The organism is Litoreibacter sp. JB4-2 (assembly GCF_055693445.1).
The window spans coordinates 981683-999616 of sequence record NZ_CM146334.1 but is presented as its reverse complement, the minus strand read 5'-3'; the positions used below and the strand labels follow the sequence as shown (position 1 = coordinate 999616).

Sequence of the window (17934 nt, the reverse complement as noted above, 5' to 3'; positions counted from 1 at the left end):
CGGCTGCGCGGATGGCTGGATGGTCGAGGCGGATTGTTTTGCGAAACAAGACGTCTAGGAAAGTCCGGACTCCATGAAGGAACGGTGCCGGGTAACGCCCGGCGGGGGCAACCCCAGGGACAGCGCCACAGAGAAGAGACTGCCTTGCATGCAAGGTGATGGTGAAACGGTGCGGTAAGAGCGCACCGCGCGGCTGGCAACAGCAAGCGGCACGGCAAGCCCCACCGGGAGCAATGCCAAATAGGGACCTCGCGGCGCAAGCCAGGGCATCTTCGGCCCGAGACGGTCCGGGTTGGCAGCTAGAGGGACGCGGGCAACCGCGTCTTGAGATGAATGATCATCCAGAGGCTTCGCGCCTTGGACAGAATCCGGCTTACAGGCCATCCGCGCATTTCCCTTTTTGTCAGAATGCGCAGGGCAGCCGATAAGATTGAAATGGGGCAGAAATTGACCAATGATTCCGGGGCGGAATATTCTGCGTCCATCGGCAGTGGGAATGTGCATTGAGTCATCACGTGAACATCAGGCTTGCGCAAAAAGCGGATGCAGCGTCTGTCAGAGACTGTGCAGAAAATGCATATGCGCAATATGTGGCCGCGATTGGGAAAAAACCAGCGCCTATGGTTGCCGATTTTGAAGCGCTGATTGCGTCGAGAAAACTGTATGTGGCTGAGGATGCAGGCGCTGTCATCGTGGGGTTTATCGTTTTTTATCAGGAGGGTAAGGCGTTCTTGCTTGAGAATGTGGCCGTGCGTTCGGATGCGACGGGGCGGGGTATTGGAAAGCGATTGATTGCATTTTGTGAGGCAATGGCGAAACGCGCAAACGCGACATCGGTTAGGCTGTACACAAACGAGAAAATGACCGCGAATCTGTCGCTCTATCCGTATCTTGGATACCGCGAAGTGGACCGGAAGACAGAGGACGGGTTCAATCGCATTTTCTTTGAAAAACTCCTTTAATCAAAGCTCTATAGGGCGGTCTTTCCAGAAAACGTGCGATAGCGCACGCCGTGGCTGCGCCGTGGTCACGTAGAGCGCATTCAACGCGATCTTAATCAATTGATGATTGTGTTCCCCAAATGATTTGGAGCGCTGAGATGGCTGGAGACTTGCGCATAATTCTGGGCCTTGCTGTTGCGGCAAGTGTGTTGGTCGGCGGAGTCTTTTACTTTCCGCCCCTGACGGAACGCGGGACGGCCGGGTCGCCTGCGGTGAACCAGACCACCTTTGACGTCGTCTATGACGAGGAAATGGACCATTGCGAAGAACAGCCCGAAGACTTTGACTGCATTTGCTATGCAAGGACCTCCGGCGTGGTGTTGGCGGGGCCGGAGATCTTGGTGAACAACGCGGACCGTATTGACAGGCGGGTGCTGGCGCGGATGCAGGCAGCCGACCGGTGTTGAAGATAACACCGACTTCGCGGCCCTCAGGTTGAAACGGCTAGTTTTTGATCTTTTGAGAGCGAATTGCCTGGGTAAAGTCGCCGACTGGCTCTGGCCCAAATGTTGCTGGTCCGGTTTCGGTTGCCCTTAAATACGCGGGCTTTATACCAGTAGTGGTCTATTAAACGTGACCCGGGGGCCAAGCTTTTGGACGATATTCTCTCTTTGGCGGCGCAAAACCTGCTTTCGCCGATTATCTTGTGCTTTGCACTGGGGGTCGCTGCCGCTCTCGCAAAATCAGACCTGAATTTCCCGGAGGCCGTGGCCAAGGGCATGTCCCTGTATTTGTTGTTTGCCATCGGGTTCAAGGGCGGGGCGGCGATTGCGGATCATGGGGTCGATGGCCAGCTGGTGGGCTCGCTTCTATTCGGTGTTGTCCTGTCGTTCTTGCTGCCACTCATTGCCTTTGCGCTTCTCAGGGCGATTACCAAGATGAGCGTTCTGGACGCCGCGGCTGTCGCTGCGCATTACGGGTCGATCTCGATTGTGACTTTCGTGGCGGGCAGCTCGATCCTTGAAGCGCAGGGCATCGGCTTTGAAGGGTATATGGTTGCGGTGGCGGCAGCAATGGAAGCGCCCGCGATCATCTCCGCTCTGTGGTTGATCTCAGCCAAAGGGGACGGGGAGAACCGGGGTATGGATAGCGCGTTGATGCGGGAGATATTGCTCAACGGATCCATCGTGCTTTTGATCGGCTCCTTCTTCATTGGATGGGTGACGGGCAAGGACGGTTTGGCCGAAATCGCGCCCTTTATTACCGACCCGTTCAAAGGCGTTTTGTGCCTGTTCTTGCTGGATATGGGGCTGGTGGCGGGCCGCGGTTTGGCCCGTGCGGGCGGCGCGGTGTCGGGCCGCGCTATCGTCTTTGGCTTGCTGATGCCGTTGGTTGGCGCCTCGCTTGGTTTGCTTGCCGGCTGGGTGCTGGGGCTGTCAGTGGGGGGCGTCGCGCTGATGATGGTATTGTCGGCTTCGGCCTCCTACATTGCGGTGCCGGCGGCGATGCGGGTCGCGCTGCCTGAAGCAAACCCGGCGATTTATTTGACCCTGTCTTTGGGCGTGACGTTTCCGTTCAATCTGACCCTGGGCATTCCCTTATATGTGGCGGTTGCAAGCGCCGTGATCGGAGGCTGACATGGATATGCATGACGCAAAACGCATTGAGATCATCATCGAACAGATCATGGAACGTCGCTTGACGGACCTGCTGGTTGAGAATGGCGTGACCGGGTTCTCGGTTCTGCCGGTGCGCGGTGGTTCGGGCCGGTCCGGTCAGTGGAGCCGCCAGGGCCAGATCAGCCGCGCCGAAGGGATGTCGGCGGTGGTTTGCCTGATCAAGCCCGCGCGGCTGGACGCGTTGTTGGACGCGATTTTCCCGGTCTTGGATCGCCATATCGGTGTGGTGAATATCACCGACGCGAAAGTGCTCAGGGCGGAGTTGTTTTAACGTCTTGTAGTTTTGGGGGCTATGCACCGTTTTTTTGGGGGGGCTCTGCCCCCGGCGCATTTGCGCCTCCCCCGGAATATTTTTGAAACAATGAAGGGGGAGGCGCTGCGCGTTTGCGTCTCGTGTTATTCACCCAAGGCGATGCCTTCGCGTCTGGGATCGGCGCCGCCTTTGAGGCGTGTCTCGTCGATAGAGATGGCGTGAAGGCCAGAGGTGAGGGCGCGTGCGTTGACCTCAAAACCCAGAGCCGTGAGCGGGTCGGTGAAACCAGTGGCGGTTGTGCCGTCTTCGACGTCATAGGTGCCAAAGCGGTTGACCAGATGCGGCATGGCAATGGCCTGCTGCACATCCATGCCCCAATCGAGATGGGCAATGATGGTTTTGGCCACGTAGCCAATGATGCGCGAACCGCCGGGGGAGCCTACGACCAGCGTGGGTTTGCCGTCTTTCAGCACGATTGTGGGCGCCATGGAGGAACGGGGACGCTTTCCGGGTTCGACCCGGTTGGCGATGGGGACGCCGTCGCGATGCGTGCGGAAGGAGAAATCCGTTAGTTCGTTGTTGAGCAGAAACCCGCCCGGGGCCATCAGACGTGAGCCAAAGCCGTTCTCGATTGTCGTCGTCATGCTGAGCGCATTGCCCATTTTGTCGACGATTGAGATATGGGAGGTTGAGGGCAATTCCAGGCTGTCATCATCGGCCCAGAGCAGCGCGTGATCAAAGGCGGGGGTGCCGGGGCTGACCTCACCAAGCGCCATGTCCGTGTCGAGTTGCGCTGCGCGTTCAGCCAAATAGGCAGGACCGACGAGGCCTTCGGTTGGCACCGGGACATAATCGCTATCAGCCATGTAGCGGCCCCGGTCGGCGAAAGCGAGGCGTGAAGCGTCGCCGATCAGCCGCCAGCTTTCGGGGTTTTCAGCGCCCAAAGCGGCGAGGTCATAGCCATCGAGCAGTCCCAGGATTTGACCGACCGTCAAAGCGCCGGAGGAGGGCGGACCCATGCCGCACACCTCATGCGCGCGGTAGGTGGCGCAGATGGCGGGGCGTTGCTTGACCTCATAATTGGCCAGATCGCGCAGGGCCAGCACGCCAGGATTGCCATCCGCGTTTTGGACCGTGTCGATGATGCCTTGGGCGATGTCGCCGTCATAAAATACCGCCGCGCCTTCGCCGGCGATGCGGGCGAGTGTGTCGGCATAGGCAGGGTTTTTCAGCAAGTCGCCTTCTTTGAGTGGCACGCCGCCGGGCAGGAAATAATTGGCCGTGCGCGGGAAGCGCGACAGGCGTTCTTGGTCACTGTCAACAAGCCCTGCAAGACGGGGCGAGACGGCGAAGCCCTCATCGGCCAGCCTGATTGCATCGTCAAAGAGCCCGGCCCAATCGGAGGCGCCCCAGCGCTTGTGGGCTTGCTCCATCAGGGCAGGGGTGCCCGGCGTGCCAACGGAGAGCCCACCGACGACCGCGTCGAAGAATTTGAGAGGCTCACCGCTCGCGTCCTGAAACAGGCGCGGGGTGGCAGCCATTGGCGCGGTTTCGCGGCCATCGAGCGTGGTGATTTCGCCGGTGCCCGCGTCGTACCAGACCAAAAACGCACCGCCGCCGAGGCCGGAGCTTTGCGGCTCCACCAGCCCTAGCACAGCCTGCACCGCGACCATCGCATCCGCCGCGGTGCCGCCTTGGCGCAGCACTTTTGCACCGGCCTGAACGGCCAGCGGGTTGGCGGCCGCGACCATCCAATCCTGCGCTTCGACAACCTCGCCTGCGCCTTTGGCGGAGATCGCGGATGCAGCTTCGGGCGCGATGGCGTCGGCGGCTTCCTGGGCGAGAGCAGGCTGGGACAGGGCCAAGAGCGCGGCAATGGGAAGGGCGGCGGAGAGGGGAGGGCGCATAGGGAAAACTCCTTTTTTCTGAATGCTCCCATGGTTGGCCTTGAGTTGCGTGATTGCAAGTCAGGTATTTGCGGTTTTGGCGGTTGACTCGGGCGCGTGCTGGCGTAAAAGGCAGCTTCAGATGAATTTCCGAGGGTGTGCCCCTCGTGCAGGAGATGTAACATGGCGAAGCCAACCACGATCAAAATCCGCCTGAACTCGACCGAAGGCACGGGCCACTTCTACGTGACCAAGAAGAACGCCCGCACCATGACCGAGAAAATGGTGGTGCGCAAATACGACCCCGTTGCGCGCAAGCATGTTGAATACAAGGAAGGCAAGATCAAGTAATCTGCCCCCGACTTGACCGACAAAGACAAAGCCGCGCCATTGAGCGCGGCTTTTTCGTTTTGGAGGACCAAAAAATGCATATACGCCCCACGACCAAAGCCGATATTGCCGCCGTTGATGCCCTTTTGGCGCGCAGCTACCCGGCGCTTTTGAAAGCGGATTACCCGCCATCGGTATTGGTGACGGCCTTGCCGCTGATCTCGCGTGCGCAGCCGCGCCTTGTGACATGTGGGACCTATTTCGGGGTGTTTGACGGCGACGCGTTGGTGGGGGCTGGCGGTTGGACCTATGCGGAAAAACGCGGCGGATGCTTGGCCCGTATTCGCCATGTCGTGACCGATCATCGACGGGTGCGCGAAGGCATTGGTCGCGCGCTGATGACGCATATCTTTGACACCGCGCGGGAGGGTGGCGTGCGGGAGATGAGTTGCGAGGCGACATTGACGGCTGTTCCATATTACCGCGCGATGGGTTTTACCGGGAACAAAGCCATTGAGGTTCCATTGCAACCCGGCATCGGGTTTCCGGCGGTCTTAATGCACCGCACCCTTTGAGCAGAAAAAAGCCCCGCCGGATCGCTCCGACGGGGCATTCTGTTTGATGAAGGCTGAGCCTATTCGCGGTTGCCGAAGAGCTGCAGCAAGAACATGAACATGTTGATGAAGTCCAGATACAGGTTCAGCGCGCCCATGATGGCGGATTTGCCGAGCCATTCGCTGTCACCCATATGGGCCATCTGAATGTAGTCATTCTTGATCTTCTGCGTGTCATAGGCGGTCAGACCGGCGAAGATCAGCACACCCAGGATAGACACGGCGAACATGATCGCAGGCGAGCCGATGAAGATGTTGACGATTGACGCCACGATCAGGCCGATCACACCCATTATCAGGAAGGAGCCCCAACCGGAGATGTCCTTTTTGGTGGTGTAGCCATACATGCTGAGGCCCGCGAAGGCGATCGCGGTGATCAAGAAGACCTGCGCGATGGAGAAGCCTGTATAGACCAGGAAAATCGAGCTGAGCGACAGACCCATCACTGCGGCAAAGGCGTAGAACACGACCTGGGCGGCAGCGGCCGACATGCGGTTGATCATGGCGCTGAAGCCGAACACGAAGATCAGCGGCGCGAACATGATGACCCAGCGCAGCGGCGACAGGTAGATGGCAGAGCCAAGTGCGGTCAGCAATTGGCCATTGCCCAGCTGCGCGGCGGCTTGGCTTGGGTCTTCAGTCACAGCGAGGCCTGAAATGGACCAAGCAGCGAGTGCTGTGATAATCATACCTACGGACATCGTGCCGTAGACCTTGTTCATGTGTGCGCGGAGGCCCGTATCCAGCTGCTCGGCTGAAATGCCGGCTGTGGAGCGTGCGCCTACATAGTCTTGCATGGAATTTCTCCCTTAACATAACGAAAGTGGCTGCCCCGGAAGATCCGGGATTTCTGAGGTAAATGTGGGGCAGGAGAGGTGACATTTCAAGGAATTACGGCGCTAATTATTAGCTTTTCCGTCGGAATTGTCACAAAACACACTTAAACCGGCAATGCGGTCGTATCTTTGATGTTTTCCATCACGAAACTGGCCGAAATATCGCGCAACGGCACCAAATCTATGAGCCTTTTGTAGAAGCGATCATAATCTGCCACATCGGCAACCTGCACCCGCAACACGTAGTCCAGATCGCCCGACATGCGATGCGCCCCCAGAATTTCGGGCAGGATGCGAATGGCGCGATGAAATTTCTCAAGCCAATCTGCGGAATGATCGGCGGCATGCACCAGAACAAACACGCTTTGGCCGAGGCCCAAAGCCGCGGGGTCGACAAGGGCCACGCGGGCGGTGATGACGCCCGCTTCTTCCATTTGTTTGATGCGGCGCCAGCAGGCATTGCGTGAAAGGGCGACGGCCTGCGAGACGACGTCAACGCTGGCGGCGGCGTCTTTTTGCAGGATTTGAAGGATATTGCGGTCTATAGAATCTAATTCATACGGCATATGTGGGATATTATCCCAGAAAGCACGGAATGTGGAGGGGTATTTGAGACAAAGCCTCGGGGTGTTTGAACGATGATGCTCAAAACACATGAGGAGCCCCCAATGAGTATTACGACCGACCAACCCAGATCGAAGCCCGGGTTCTTTGCGTCTTTCCACGCCCATCCCGCCAGTGTCGGGGAAAGCTATTTTGGGCATATGGGGTTCGCGCTGCGTTTTGCAGGCAAGTTGTTTTTGGCAGGCGGTGCGGCGCTTGTGCATGCGGTGATTCCGCCTTTTTGCGAAACGACTGCCAGCCGGGCCGTGACCGAGCTTTATGAGATGTGCCAGCATCGCCATGATGATCAAAGCTGATGTGTAGATTGGCAGCTTGGGCGGGTGCACCGATACCGCTGGAAGACCTTATCGTGCATCCCAGCCATTCCTTGTTGGAACAGAGCCAGGAGGCAAATGAGGCCAAGCTCGCCGTCAATGGAGACGGGTTTGGGATTGCGTGGTATGACGCAGATCGCGGCCCGGGGCTCTACCGCGACGTGTTGCCGGCGTGGTCGGATGGCAATCTGACGAGCCTGTGTCGGATGATCCGCGCGCCGCTTTTCTTGGCGCATGTGCGGGCCTCGACGGGGGGCGGTATTGGGCGGTCGAACTGTCACCCGTTTGTGTATGAAAATTGGTCGTTTATGCATAACGGTCAGCTGGGCGCGTTTGCGCGGACGCGGCGGAAATTGGAAAGCCTGCTGCCGGACGCGCTTTATAATTTGCGTGGCGGCACAACCGATTCCGAGATTTTGTTTTTATTGCTGCTGGCCAATGGGTTGCAGCGTGATCCTAAAGGCGCTGTCGAAGCCGTTCTACGCCTGCTTGATGAGATGCGTGCGCCCGGTGATGCGCCGGACCGGATCACATGCGTTTTCTCCGATGGCGGCGCGCTTTATGCGTTTCGCTATGCGTCTGATAAAAAATGCCCGACGCTGTATCAACGCCGGGCAGGGACAGGGAGTATTTTGGCATCAGAGCCGTTGGATGGGGACGCGGCGGGCTGGCAACGCGTGTTGCCGGACCATTTGTTGCGGGTGACTGCCGCGCAAAGCGCGCTGTCACCGTTTGAGTTCAGGGCTGCCGCCGCTTAGCGAAACCAGTGCTGCGGGGCATCCCAAATTGGGCGGGCGGCCTCGATATCGGCCTCCTTGCGGGTGAGACCGAGATCCATCAACTGCGCTGTCTCCATCGCGGCCAAAGCGCGGCGCTGACGGTAGAGGTCAAGATACCCCATCAGGCCCATACGAGGGCGTGGAAGACGGGTCGCGAGGCGGGTTGCTGTGAGATCTGCCATGGTCTTATCCTTTGTGTTTGCTGATCCAATCAGTGGTTTGTATCATTTATGTTGATCGTTATGCCGATCTGTGCTTGATTTGTGAAACGAATGTTTTTCATCGCAAACATCACGGATTTTGATATGATTAGAAATCTTGATCTCACAGCGTTGCGCTCCTTTGTGGCTGTTGCCGACACGGGCGGCGTCACCAAAGCGGCGGGCGTCTTGCACCTGACGCAATCGGCGGTCTCGATGCAGCTCAAACGGTTGGAGGAGGCTCTGGACGTGCGGCTACTTGATCGCGCGAACCGCTCGGTCACGCCGACCGCAGAGGGTGAGCAGTTGCTGAGCTACGCGCGCAAGATGCTGGCTTTGAATGATGAGGTTTGGGGGCGTCTTACGGCGCAGGAATTCGAGGGGGAGATCACGCTTGGCGTGCCTTACGACATTATCTACCCCTACATCCCACCGATCCTGCGCAAGTTCGCACAAGACTTCCCCCGGATGCGGATCAAGCTGCATTCAGCGCCAACGACCGAGCTGCGCGAGATGTTTGGGCGCGGGGCTTGCGACGCCATTCTGACGACGGAGGACCAGCCGGGCCCGGGCGGCGAAGTGCTTGTTGAACTGCCGCTTGTTTGGGTCGGTGCCGAAGGCGGCAGTGCCTGGAAGCAGCGCCCGCTGCCGATTGCGTTTTGCAGCCGGTGTATTTTCCGATCGGGCGTGATGCGCCGCATTGAAGACGCCGGTTTCGACTGGCAACTGGTGATCGAGTCGGAGCTGGACAACGCTGTCGAGGCCGTGGTGAGCGCCGATTTGGCGGTGCACGCCGTTGTCAAAGGGTTTCAAGGCCCGCAATGCGCGCCGATCCCGGATCAATCAAGCCTGCCTGATCCGGGAAACACGCAGATCATCCTGTATATGCAGCCCAACGCCGATGTGGTGCAGCAAGCGCTGGGTGAAATGATCCGGCGCATTTATGTGCATGGCGCAGACTATATGCCGGTGGCGGAACCGTTCTCGGCAACTGGCTAGGGCGTGACCACGACTTTACCGGTAGATTTGCGCGTGCGCAGGACGTCCAATGCCTCATCAGCTTGTTCTAGTTTGAACCGGTGCGAGATATGCGGGTTAAGCGCGCCCTGTTCGTACATCTCAAATAGTGCCTTCAGACTATTGGTCAGCACGTCTGGTTTGAAGGTGAGGTAGCCCCCCCAATAAAACCCCAACACATCGATGTTTTTGACAAGGATATGGTTCGCCGCGATCTTTGGCACCTCACCAGCCGCGAACCCGATTGTGAGCACACGGGCTTCAGGGTTGCAGGCACGCAAGGCGGCGGTGAACAGCGGATCGCCGATCACATCGTAGACGACATCCGCGCCACCCAGCGATTTGACCACCTCGCGCAGATCATCTGTGTCGGTGTCGATCAGGTGGTCGGCGCCATGTTCCTTGGCAACGGTCAATTTGTCGGCCCCGCGCGCCGCAGCGATGACGGTTGCACCCATTTTGTGGCCCAGCTCTACAGCGGTGAGACCGACCCCGCCTGCGGCCCCGGTGACGAGCAGCGTTTCGCCTTTTTGCAGTTTAGCGCGATAATCCAGCGCGACATGTGATGTCGAATAGGCGACTTGGAAGGCTGCAGCCGTTTCGAAATCCATCGTATCAGGCAAAGGCGCACAAAGCGCGGCTGGGAACGTGCCATACTCGGCCAACCCACCGTAGCCGCCATACACAGCGACGCGCGTGCCGATGGCAGGGGTCGTGACGCCGTCGCCATGGGCCACGACCTCGCCCGCGACCTCCATTCCCGGTGAGAACGGTTTGGGCGGTTTTTCCTGATAGGTGCCTTTGATCATCAGCAGATCGGCAAAATTCAGCGCACAGGCGCCGATACGGATCAGAACCTGCCCCGGTGCGGGCTCAGGCTGCGGGGCATTGATGACAAATTGAGTTTCGTTCTCTGCGGTGACCTGCAATGCGCGCATGTCAGCTCCTATTGGTTTGGCTTTCTTGCACCCTAGCCAGCCAAAAAGCCCGCCGCCAGCCCGAAGCGCGCGGCTTTCCCTTGCGTTTTTGGCACGGCTTGTGCGACCGATATGCGGTGCCGAAGGAAGACGCGATGGATCAGCAAACCAGAAACACCTGCCTAAATCTTGTCGAGCAATTGGTTGAGGCCGCGCGCCAGGAAACGCTGACGCATTTTCGCAGCAAAGGTCTGCGGACGGACAACAAGCTCAGCGACGGGTTCGATCCGGTGACGGAAGGCGACCGCGCCGCCGAGTCCGCCATGCGCACCCTGATCGAGACGCGCCGCCCTTCGGACGGCATCTTGGGTGAGGAATTCGGGCGCAAGCCAAGCATCAGCGGATTGACCTGGGTGCTGGACCCGATTGATGGCACACGCGGCTATATTGCAGGCACGCCGACCTGGGGCACGCTGATTGCGCTGCATGACGGCGCCAGACCCGTTCTTGGCGTGATTGACCAACCCTATATCGGGGAGCGTTTCATGGGCGGGTTCGGCAAAGCCGTCCTGCAAGGGCCGCAGGGCAAGCAACCATTGCGGGTCTCGAAAGTCACCGAATTGTCGGAAGCCATCATCCTGACGACCTTCCCGGAAGTGGGGTCTGAGCAGGAGCGCTTGGCGTTTCACGCTTTGGCCAGCCAGTGCAAGCTGACCCGCTACGGTATGGATTGCTACGCTTACGGGCTTTTGGCCTTGGGGCAGGTTGATCTGGTGGTTGAAGCGGGGCTTCAGCCCTATGACATTCAGGCCCCTATCGCGGTTGTTGAGGCTGCGGGCGGTATTGCCACGAATTGGCTGGGCGAGCCTGCGGATTGGGGCGGCACCGTCGTGGCCGCCGCGACGCCGGAGCTGCACCGCGCGGCGCTTGATATTCTAGGCGAAATGTAGGCGTAAGATGAGCGATCTTCTGATCAAAGGGGCCGATTGGCTGATCACGATGGATGACCAACGCCGGGAGTTGGCGGGCGCGGACATGTTGCTGCGCGACGGCGTGATCGCGGAAATTGGCGCGAATTTGGATAGCGACGGCGCTGAGGTGTTGAATGCAGCGGGCTGCGTCATCACCCCGGGGCTGGTGAACACGCATCACCATCTTTACCAAACGCTGACCCGGGCAGTCCCTGCAGCGCAGGACGCGGATTTATTTGGCTGGCTGCAGACGCTCTACCCGATTTGGGGGCGCATGGGGCCGGAGCATTTGTTTGTCTCGGCCCAAGTGGGGTTGGCAGAGCTGGCCTTGTCGGGCTGCACGATGACCTCGGATCACCTGTATCTGTATCCCGGGGGCGGGCGGCTTGATGACACGATTGACGCGGCGCGCGAGGTCGGTTTGCGGTTTCACGCTACGCGTGGCTCCATGAGCATTGGCGAAAGCAAAGGCGGGTTGCCGCCTGATGCTCTGGTCGAGGATGAAGCGGGAATCTTGAAAGACAGTATCCGCGTCGTCGACCGGTTCCATGATGCAGGACCCGGCGCGATGGTGCGGGTCGGCCTCGCGCCGTGTTCGCCATTCTCTGTCAGCCGGGAGCTGATGCGCGACACAGCGGTGTTGGCCCGCGACAAGGGCGTGATGCTGCACACGCATCTTGCCGAGAACGACGAAGACATCGCCTATAGCGAGGCCAATTTCGGCTGCCGCCCCGGCCAATATGCCGAAGACCTGGGCTGGGTGGGTGACGATGTCTGGCACGCGCATTGCGTCAAGCTGGACGGGGCGGAGATTGATTTGTTTGCCCGCACCCGCACCGGCGTTGCGCATTGCCCGTGTTCCAATTGCAGGCTTGGTTCTGGGATTGCGCCGTTGCGCGACATGGTGCGCGCGGGGGTGCCGGTGGGTTTGGGCGTTGATGGCTCCGCCTCCAACGACGCGGGCAATCTGGTGGCGGAGGCGCGTCAGGCGATGCTGCTGCAACGGGTCAAACATGGCGGGAATGCCTTTGGCGCGCGCGCCGCGTTGGAGATCGCGACACGCGGCGGGGCGCAGGTTTTGGGCCGCGGCGATGACTGCGGTCAATTGGTGCCGGGCTATCGCGCCGATATCGCTATCTGGGATGTGAGCGGCGTGGACACCGCAGGGTCTTGGGACCCGGCGGCGCTGCTGTTGGCCGGGCCCACGCGCGTGCGCGATCTGATCGTGGAAGGTCAGCGTATTGTCACGGATGGACGGGTCGTCAGTTTTGATCTGGACGCGGCTGTGACGCGCCAGAACGCCTTGGTGCGGGAGATGATGGCATGAGGGTATTGGCGGGTTTGATCGTTGCGCTGGGACTTTCCGCATGCGCCACACAACCGAGCGTCGACCCCGTGCCGGTGTCAGCAACGCAAACGCAAGGCACATTGTTGGGCCCCGAATTGCAGGCCGCGCGCAGGGCCAATGGCCGTGGAGCATTGGCGTTCAATGCCAGGTTGCAAGCAGCGGCGCAGGCCCATGCCAACGATATGGCGGCGCGGGGGTTTTTCGACCATGTCAGCCCGGATGGCGGCGATTTGACGGACCGGCTGCGTCGCGCTGGATACGCATATTGCTATGCGGCTGAAAACATTGCGCAAGGGCAGCGATCCACCGCAGAGGTCATGGCGGCTTGGATGAAAAGCGCGGGGCATCGGCGCAATAACCTTTCACCACGTGCCCGCGAATTTGGCGCGGCGCGCGGGCCGAACAATACTTGGGTTTTGGTTTTCGGGGACCAGTGCTAGCGGGCAACCGGTGTCAGCCCTTCGCGGGCTGGCTCCGACGCGGGGAGTTTGACGTTCCAAGCGAGGCCGCATCGCGCCAGTAGTGAGACGAAAACAAAGCCCGGATCAAACTGCCCGGGCTCAACACCAAGCTTGGCCGAATGCGGGAAGGCGTGGTGGTTGCCGTGCCAATTCTCGCCAAAGGTGACAAGACCAAGGCCCGGAAGGTTGTAACCCTGCACCGGAAGCCCGTTGATGCGCCAGTTTTGCTGTCCGCGCTTATGGGCGAAATGGCCGACCATCCAATGCCCGGTGAGCGAGACAAAGATACGCAGGCAGATACCCCAAAGCACCCATGCCCAGCCGCCCAGCAAAAAAAGCAGGGCCGCGAGGGGGAGTTGTTGCAGCATCCAGCTGCGTTCAAGGAGTTGGTAGAAACGGTCGCTATGTACCTCTGGTTCGATTTCGACGCGCGGCGGGTGGGCAAGGTCATAGCGACAGCACAGTTGCCACCATGCGTCGCGCCAGAACCCGGCACCATGCGACGGGTGCGGTGGGCAAACATGCTGGCGTTGATGCCAGTCGCGCATGTCATGGGCGCGGATCATGCCGAAGGGCCCGGCCATGCCAACCAACACCCCGAGCCAGACCAGCAGATATTCAACCCCGCGCGGGGTTTCAAAGCTGCGATGGATCAGCAACCGGTGCATTCCCACAGAATGCCCAGCGCAGATTGTGACCGCCGTGAGCGCAATGAAAACGAGCGCCGCATCCCATGTGGCGAAGGCGATCACACCGGCGGCGCCTGCAATCCCATGCCCAAAGAGCCAGAACGTCTTAGCGGGGTCCATGCGGATTGTGCCCGTCACGGCGCAGGTTGCGGCGTCGGGGATGACGCGATCAGATGCGACCCAGACGGGGCCTGTCACGGGGCCTGTCGTCTGGCTATCCTTCGGCACGTGTTTTCACATCGCGCGCAAGCACATCCATAGCCAGAAAAGCCGCGACTTTCGTGAGCGGGTCAAAGAACCACGCGGGCGCGAGCAAGCGGTCATACTCCAGACTGACAGACAGTTCGCTGCCCTGCGATGTCGGCGTCACGCGGTAGGTCAGCCGTTTGTGGGCGACCCAGTTGGCAACGGGGCTGGTGTCTTTTTGCACTTGAAACACGGCTTGTGTGTCGCTGCGTTCGATCACCCGCAGGCTCAACACGCCGCGCCCTTCACGGCCTTGGAATGCCACCTTGCGGTTTGCGCCAAGGGCGGTTCCCTCATCGACCAAAACGGCGACCGGGTGCGGGATCACCTGCAAGGCGGCGGGCAAGGGGAAGCTGGGGGAGGTGGCGCGCTCAAGCGTTTGCCATACCTGATCGGGCGTTGCATCGACACTGTAGGTGGCGGTGCCTGTATCATCGTTTGGGAATGTATAGAAAGCGGGCACGCCCTCGACGCTGGCAAGGCTGAGCGCAAGGGCCGCCACAGCAAGACTGCCGACATCAAACAGGCGTGTGCCCGGCCCGTCATCTTTTCGCGCCCCGAAGATTGCTTTGAGCACGCGGTAGATGATGAGGATCGCACCGGCCACCACGGCGACAACGACTGCGATCATGGCAACACAGATGATGATGGTCGATGCGCCCGCGAAAATGTCGGAGGCGCCGGCCTGTGCGGGATGCGGGGTGATGGTTGAGGCTAAAATAATCGCCAAAGCCATCCCAATCGCCGTTTGTGCCGTGCGCTTGTAGATCAGAGCCGAGAACCCAACTTGCAGTTGCCGCGTGGCCAAAAGCCAGCCGCCATGGACAAGCATAATAACGATAACGGGTGCTACGAATTGCAGTCCCGTTTTCGCAAAGCTGGAAGTTGAGACATGGTAGGCGTAGATCAGCGCGGCTGTGGCCGCCAAAATGTGCAGAATAAGGCTGGACTGAAGTAATTTCTGTGCCATTCACGCGCCCTTTGTCCCCGCCAAAAAGCTTAGCCGCTGCGTGAAGAACGGGTCAAGCTGCGCGCTGTCGCACCTGCTTTTGCCCCCCGATCCAAACATCGGAAATGGCGCGGTCATCGCCCATCATGATGGTTGGGAAGAGCGCTTCCCAGAAGGTGTCCGCCTGGGCGTGGCGCTGGGCAATGGCAGGGGTGGAGGCGAGGTCGAGAACGATCAAATCGGCTTCCATCCCCGCCTGCAGATTGCCGATTTTGTCCTGCATATGAAGTGCACGGGCGGAGCCGCATGTCGCCAGCCACATCAGCTGCGACGGGTGCAGTGCGGTGCCTTTGAGTTGGCCGATTTCGTAAGCTGCGGCCATGGTGCGCAGCATGGAAAAAGATGAGCCGCCGCCGGTATCTGTGGCCAGCCCAACGCTGAGACCCGCGCCCTTGAGCCCGGCCATATCGAAAAGACCGGAGCCGATGAAGGTGTTGGAGGTCGGGCAATGCACAACGCTGGCGCCTGTCTCGCGCAGGCGGTCGACCTCACGTTGTTCGAGATGGATGGCGTGGCCATAGACGCCTTTTTCACCGAGCAGCCCGTGCATTTCGTAGGTGTCGAGGTAATCGCGCGCCTCGGGGAAGATGCCGCGCACCCAGTCGATTTCTTCGACCTGTTCGGACAGGTGGGTTTGCATCAGGCAGTCAGGGTGCTCTTTCCACAATGCGCCTAAGGCCAACAATTGCCCTTGCGTTGAGGTCGGCGAGAACCGCGGCGTGATCGCGTATTCCAAGCGGTCAACGCCGTGCCATTTTTCAAGCAGGGCTTTGCTGTCATCATAGGCCGATTGAGCGGTGTCGCTGAGGTTATCGGGCGTTTGATAGTCCATACAGGTCTTGCCGGTGACGGCGCGCATTCCGCGCGATTGCGCTTCCTTAAAGAAGCTCTCAACGCTGATAGGATGCACGGTGGCGAAGCTGCACATTGTGGTCGTGCCGTGCGAGGTGGCGAGCTCAAAGTAACTTTTGGCAATCTGGCGCGCATAGGCGGGGTCCGCGAGACGCGCCTCTTCGGGGAAGGTGTAGTCGTTCAGCCAGTCGATCAGCCGTTTGCCCCAGCTGGCAATCATCGCGGTTTGCGGGTGGTGCAGATGCGCATCGATGAAGCCCGCACAGATGAGCTTGTTGCCGCAATCGGTGACGTGTTCATCCGCTAGTTTAGGGCGATCAGACGCCGGACCCGTCCAAGTAATATGGCCGTTTTCGATAATGACAGCACCATGCGTCTCATGCCGCGCGGCGCTTGGGCCGTCTTGAAACGGGTCGCCTTTGAAAGACAGGGTTTGGCCGAGAAGAATTTGGATCATTCTGACGTCCTAACCCGAGCGCAATGAAAAAGAAATTACCGAAATCGGACCTACCTGTCACCGATGAGTTTGGCTAAGCTTTGACCAAGCATCCGACGAAGGGCAGCCGAGATGACCGATCCACAAAATGACGCAGTTGAGCCGGCACCTGAGGTGAAGGAGGATGAATACCAGCTTGAAAAGAGCCTCGTCAGCGATGTGCTGGCTGCGATTGATGCCACCAATGCAAATGCGCTTGATGCGCTGTTGGAACCACTGCACCCAGCCGATATTGCCGACCTGTTAGAGCAGATCAGCGGGCCGGAGCGGCGCGCGCTGCTGTCTTTGTGGTCCACCGGGCTTGATGGCGAAGTGCTGTCAGAGCTTGAGGAAAGCCTGCGCGAAGAAGTGATTGAATACCTTCCCAATCACGTCCTTGCCGGAGCGGTGCGGGAGCTGGAATCAGACGACGTTGTTGACCTGATCGAGGACCTTGAAGAAGACCAGCAAGAGCTGATCCTTGATGCGTTGGACGTGGCCGACCGGGCCGTGGTCGAGGATGCTTTGAGCTATCCCGAATTCTCTGCCGGACGTTTGATGCAGCGCGAGATGGTTGTGGTCCCAGAAGACTGGACCGTGGGGCAGGCGATTGATTTCATGCGGAAATCTGAAAATCTGCCCGAGCAGTTTTACCACGTTTTATTGGTCGACCCAGCTTACCACCCGGTGGGCTATGTCACGCTGGGCCGCATTCTGGGCGCGCCGCGTAGCAGCCAGTTGAAAGCGATGGGCGAAGACAGTTTCCGCGTGATCCCCGTCACACAGCCTGAGGCGGACGTGGCCTATGCGTTCAACCAATACCACCTGATTTCGGCGCCGGTCGTAGATGAAGATGAACGTCTGGTCGGCGTGATCACCATCGACGACGCCATGGCCGTGCTGGATGAGGAGGCAGAGGAAGATATTTTGCGCCTCGCGGGGGTTGGCGCGGATGAAAGCGTCTCAGACCGCACATTGGAAACCGTGAAACAGCGGTTCCCGTGGCTTGCCGTGAACTTGTTTACGGCGATCCTGGCATCGGTCGTGATCGCACAGTTTGAGGAAATCCTGGCGCAGATCGTGGCCTTGGCGGTGCTGATGCCGATTGTCGCCTCGATGGGCGGCAATGCGGGCACGCAGTCGTTGACGGTCGCCGTGCGCGCGATTGCAACGCGAGATTTGACCGGGTCGAACCTGTTGCGCGTTGTCCGGCGGGAAGCCGTTGCGGGGCTTGTAAACGGGCTCATTTTTGCAGTCGTCATGGGTGTGATCGGGGTGATCTGGTTTGGCACCCCAGCGCTGGGCGGCGTCATCGCGGTGGCCATGGTTGTCAACATGGTCGTCGCCGCTTTGGCAGGGATTTTGATCCCGATTGGTCTGGACAAGCTGGGGATCGACCCGGCCTTGGCCTCCGGCGCATTTGTGACCACTGTCACGGATGTCGTTGGTTTCTTTGCCTTTTTGGGGCTGGCGGCGATGGTGCTGATCTGAGC

At 59.6% G+C, this 17934-nt stretch carries 21 protein-coding genes and 1 other RNA gene; 14 read left to right on the top strand and 8 right to left on the bottom strand.

The genetic code is table 11. The annotated features are described in order from the left end of the window. Positions 1 to 7 precede the first annotated feature (7 nt). The 5 genes from rnpB to ACZ1G7_RS04960 all read left to right on the top strand — a co-directional run bounded on the left by rnpB (position 8) and on the right by ACZ1G7_RS04960 (position 2891). Positions 8 to 392, top strand: an RNA gene (gene rnpB / locus ACZ1G7_RS04980) — RNase P RNA component class A. Between the two features lie 198 nt (positions 393 to 590). Beyond that, positions 591 to 962: a GNAT family N-acetyltransferase gene (locus ACZ1G7_RS04975; protein ID WP_472662738.1), complete on the top strand. Its 372-nt coding sequence runs from the start codon at positions 591 to 593 to the stop codon at positions 960 to 962. Between the two features lie 137 nt (positions 963 to 1099). After that, complete coding sequence (locus ACZ1G7_RS04970) at positions 1100 to 1408, top strand: hypothetical protein (protein ID WP_472662737.1); 309 nt, start codon at positions 1100 to 1102, stop codon at positions 1406 to 1408. Between the two features lie 186 nt (positions 1409 to 1594). Beyond that, complete coding sequence (locus tag ACZ1G7_RS04965; protein WP_472662736.1) at positions 1595 to 2578, top strand: sodium-dependent bicarbonate transport family permease; 984 nt, start codon at positions 1595 to 1597, stop codon at positions 2576 to 2578. Position 2579: 1 nt separating this feature from the next. Further along, complete coding sequence (locus ACZ1G7_RS04960) at positions 2580 to 2891, top strand: P-II family nitrogen regulator (protein WP_472662735.1); 312 nt, start codon at positions 2580 to 2582, stop codon at positions 2889 to 2891. 125 nt (positions 2892 to 3016) lie between these two features. Here ACZ1G7_RS04960 and ggt read toward each other — a convergent pair whose 3' ends face one another. Continuing rightward, positions 3017 to 4780 carry a gamma-glutamyltransferase gene (gene ggt, locus ACZ1G7_RS04955; protein ID WP_472662734.1) on the bottom strand — a complete coding sequence of 588 codons (1764 nt, stop codon included), beginning with the start codon at positions 4778 to 4780 and terminating at the stop codon, positions 3017 to 3019. Positions 4781 to 4942: 162 nt separating this feature from the next. Between ggt and rpmG the strand changes: the two genes are divergently transcribed. Then, on the top strand, positions 4943 to 5110 hold the full coding sequence (gene rpmG / locus ACZ1G7_RS04950; protein ID WP_009812452.1) for a 50S ribosomal protein L33: 168 nt from the start codon (positions 4943 to 4945) through the stop codon (positions 5108 to 5110). A 74-nt stretch (positions 5111 to 5184) separates the two neighbouring features. Continuing rightward, positions 5185 to 5664 carry a GNAT family N-acetyltransferase gene (locus ACZ1G7_RS04945; RefSeq protein WP_472662733.1) on the top strand — a complete coding sequence of 160 codons (480 nt, stop codon included), beginning with the start codon at positions 5185 to 5187 and terminating at the stop codon, positions 5662 to 5664. 59 nt (positions 5665 to 5723) lie between these two features. On the opposite strand, the gene ACZ1G7_RS04940 is transcribed toward ACZ1G7_RS04945, so the two are convergent. Both ACZ1G7_RS04940 and ACZ1G7_RS04935 read right to left on the bottom strand, forming a co-directional pair. Then, positions 5724 to 6500 carry a Bax inhibitor-1/YccA family protein gene (locus ACZ1G7_RS04940; protein ID WP_472662732.1) on the bottom strand — a complete coding sequence of 259 codons (777 nt, stop codon included), beginning with the start codon at positions 6498 to 6500 and terminating at the stop codon, positions 5724 to 5726. A gap of 143 nt (positions 6501 to 6643) precedes the next feature. Next, on the bottom strand, positions 6644 to 7105 hold the full coding sequence (locus tag ACZ1G7_RS04935) for an Lrp/AsnC family transcriptional regulator (RefSeq protein ID WP_472662731.1): 462 nt from the start codon (positions 7103 to 7105) through the stop codon (positions 6644 to 6646). 102 nt (positions 7106 to 7207) lie between these two features. Between ACZ1G7_RS04935 and ACZ1G7_RS04930 the strand changes: the two genes are divergently transcribed. Both ACZ1G7_RS04930 and ACZ1G7_RS04925 read left to right on the top strand, forming a co-directional pair. Beyond that, positions 7208 to 7459, top strand: coding sequence for a DUF6356 family protein (locus ACZ1G7_RS04930; protein WP_472662730.1), 252 nt, complete (start codon positions 7208 to 7210; stop codon positions 7457 to 7459). Further along, positions 7459 to 8235 carry a class II glutamine amidotransferase gene (locus ACZ1G7_RS04925; protein WP_472662729.1) on the top strand — a complete coding sequence of 259 codons (777 nt, stop codon included), beginning with the start codon at positions 7459 to 7461 and terminating at the stop codon, positions 8233 to 8235. Before ACZ1G7_RS04930 ends, ACZ1G7_RS04925 begins: the two co-directional genes overlap by 1 nt. Here ACZ1G7_RS04925 and ACZ1G7_RS04920 read toward each other — a convergent pair. After that, a complete protein-coding gene (locus ACZ1G7_RS04920) occupies positions 8232 to 8438 on the bottom strand; it encodes a DUF1127 domain-containing protein (RefSeq protein WP_472662728.1) in 207 nt (68 codons plus the stop codon). The genes ACZ1G7_RS04925 and ACZ1G7_RS04920 overlap by 4 nt on opposite strands. Before the next feature lie 123 nt (positions 8439 to 8561). On the opposite strand from ACZ1G7_RS04920, the gene ACZ1G7_RS04915 reads away from it, so the two are divergent. Beyond that, complete coding sequence (locus ACZ1G7_RS04915) at positions 8562 to 9455, top strand: LysR family transcriptional regulator (RefSeq protein ID WP_472662727.1); 894 nt, start codon at positions 8562 to 8564, stop codon at positions 9453 to 9455. Here ACZ1G7_RS04915 and ACZ1G7_RS04910 read toward each other — a convergent pair. Continuing rightward, the gene (locus ACZ1G7_RS04910) at positions 9452 to 10411 is read right to left on the bottom strand and encodes an NADPH:quinone oxidoreductase family protein (protein ID WP_472662726.1); all 960 of its coding nucleotides are present in this window, start codon (positions 10409 to 10411) and stop codon (positions 9452 to 9454) included. The genes ACZ1G7_RS04915 and ACZ1G7_RS04910 overlap by 4 nt on opposite strands. A 134-nt stretch (positions 10412 to 10545) precedes the next feature. On the opposite strand from ACZ1G7_RS04910, the gene hisN reads away from it, so the two are divergent. Genes hisN through ACZ1G7_RS04895 form a run of 3 tightly spaced genes read left to right on the top strand, consistent with a single transcriptional unit; the run spans position 10546 to position 13149 of the window. Next, on the top strand, positions 10546 to 11340 hold the full coding sequence (hisN, locus tag ACZ1G7_RS04905) for a histidinol-phosphatase (protein WP_472662725.1): 795 nt from the start codon (positions 10546 to 10548) through the stop codon (positions 11338 to 11340). A 7-nt stretch (positions 11341 to 11347) separates the two neighbouring features. After that, entirely contained in the window at positions 11348 to 12688 is a 1341-nt protein-coding gene (locus tag ACZ1G7_RS04900) for an 8-oxoguanine deaminase (protein WP_472662724.1), read from the top strand. Next, complete coding sequence (locus tag ACZ1G7_RS04895) at positions 12685 to 13149, top strand: CAP domain-containing protein (protein WP_472662723.1); 465 nt, start codon at positions 12685 to 12687, stop codon at positions 13147 to 13149. The genes ACZ1G7_RS04900 and ACZ1G7_RS04895 overlap by 4 nt, the downstream gene beginning before the upstream one ends. On the opposite strand, the gene ACZ1G7_RS04890 is transcribed toward ACZ1G7_RS04895, so the two are convergent. Genes ACZ1G7_RS04890 through guaD form a run of 3 tightly spaced genes read right to left on the bottom strand, consistent with a single transcriptional unit; the run spans position 13146 to position 16423 of the window. Further along, positions 13146 to 14057: an acyl-CoA desaturase gene (locus tag ACZ1G7_RS04890; RefSeq protein ID WP_472662722.1), complete on the bottom strand. Its 912-nt coding sequence runs from the start codon at positions 14055 to 14057 to the stop codon at positions 13146 to 13148. The two genes, ACZ1G7_RS04895 and ACZ1G7_RS04890, sit on opposite strands and share 4 nt — an antisense overlap. A gap of 16 nt (positions 14058 to 14073) precedes the next feature. Continuing rightward, positions 14074 to 15075 (bottom strand): SRPBCC family protein, encoded by a 1002-nt coding sequence (locus ACZ1G7_RS04885; protein ID WP_472662721.1) that lies wholly within the window; start codon positions 15073 to 15075, stop codon positions 14074 to 14076. A 52-nt stretch (positions 15076 to 15127) separates the two neighbouring features. Beyond that, entirely contained in the window at positions 15128 to 16423 is a 1296-nt protein-coding gene (guaD, locus tag ACZ1G7_RS04880) for a guanine deaminase (RefSeq protein WP_472662720.1), read from the bottom strand. Positions 16424 to 16534: 111 nt separating this feature from the next. Between guaD and mgtE the strand changes: the two genes are divergently transcribed. Continuing rightward, the gene (gene mgtE / locus ACZ1G7_RS04875) at positions 16535 to 17932 is read left to right on the top strand and encodes a magnesium transporter (protein WP_472662719.1); all 1398 of its coding nucleotides are present in this window, start codon (positions 16535 to 16537) and stop codon (positions 17930 to 17932) included. The last annotated feature ends 2 nt before the right edge of the window (positions 17933 to 17934 follow it).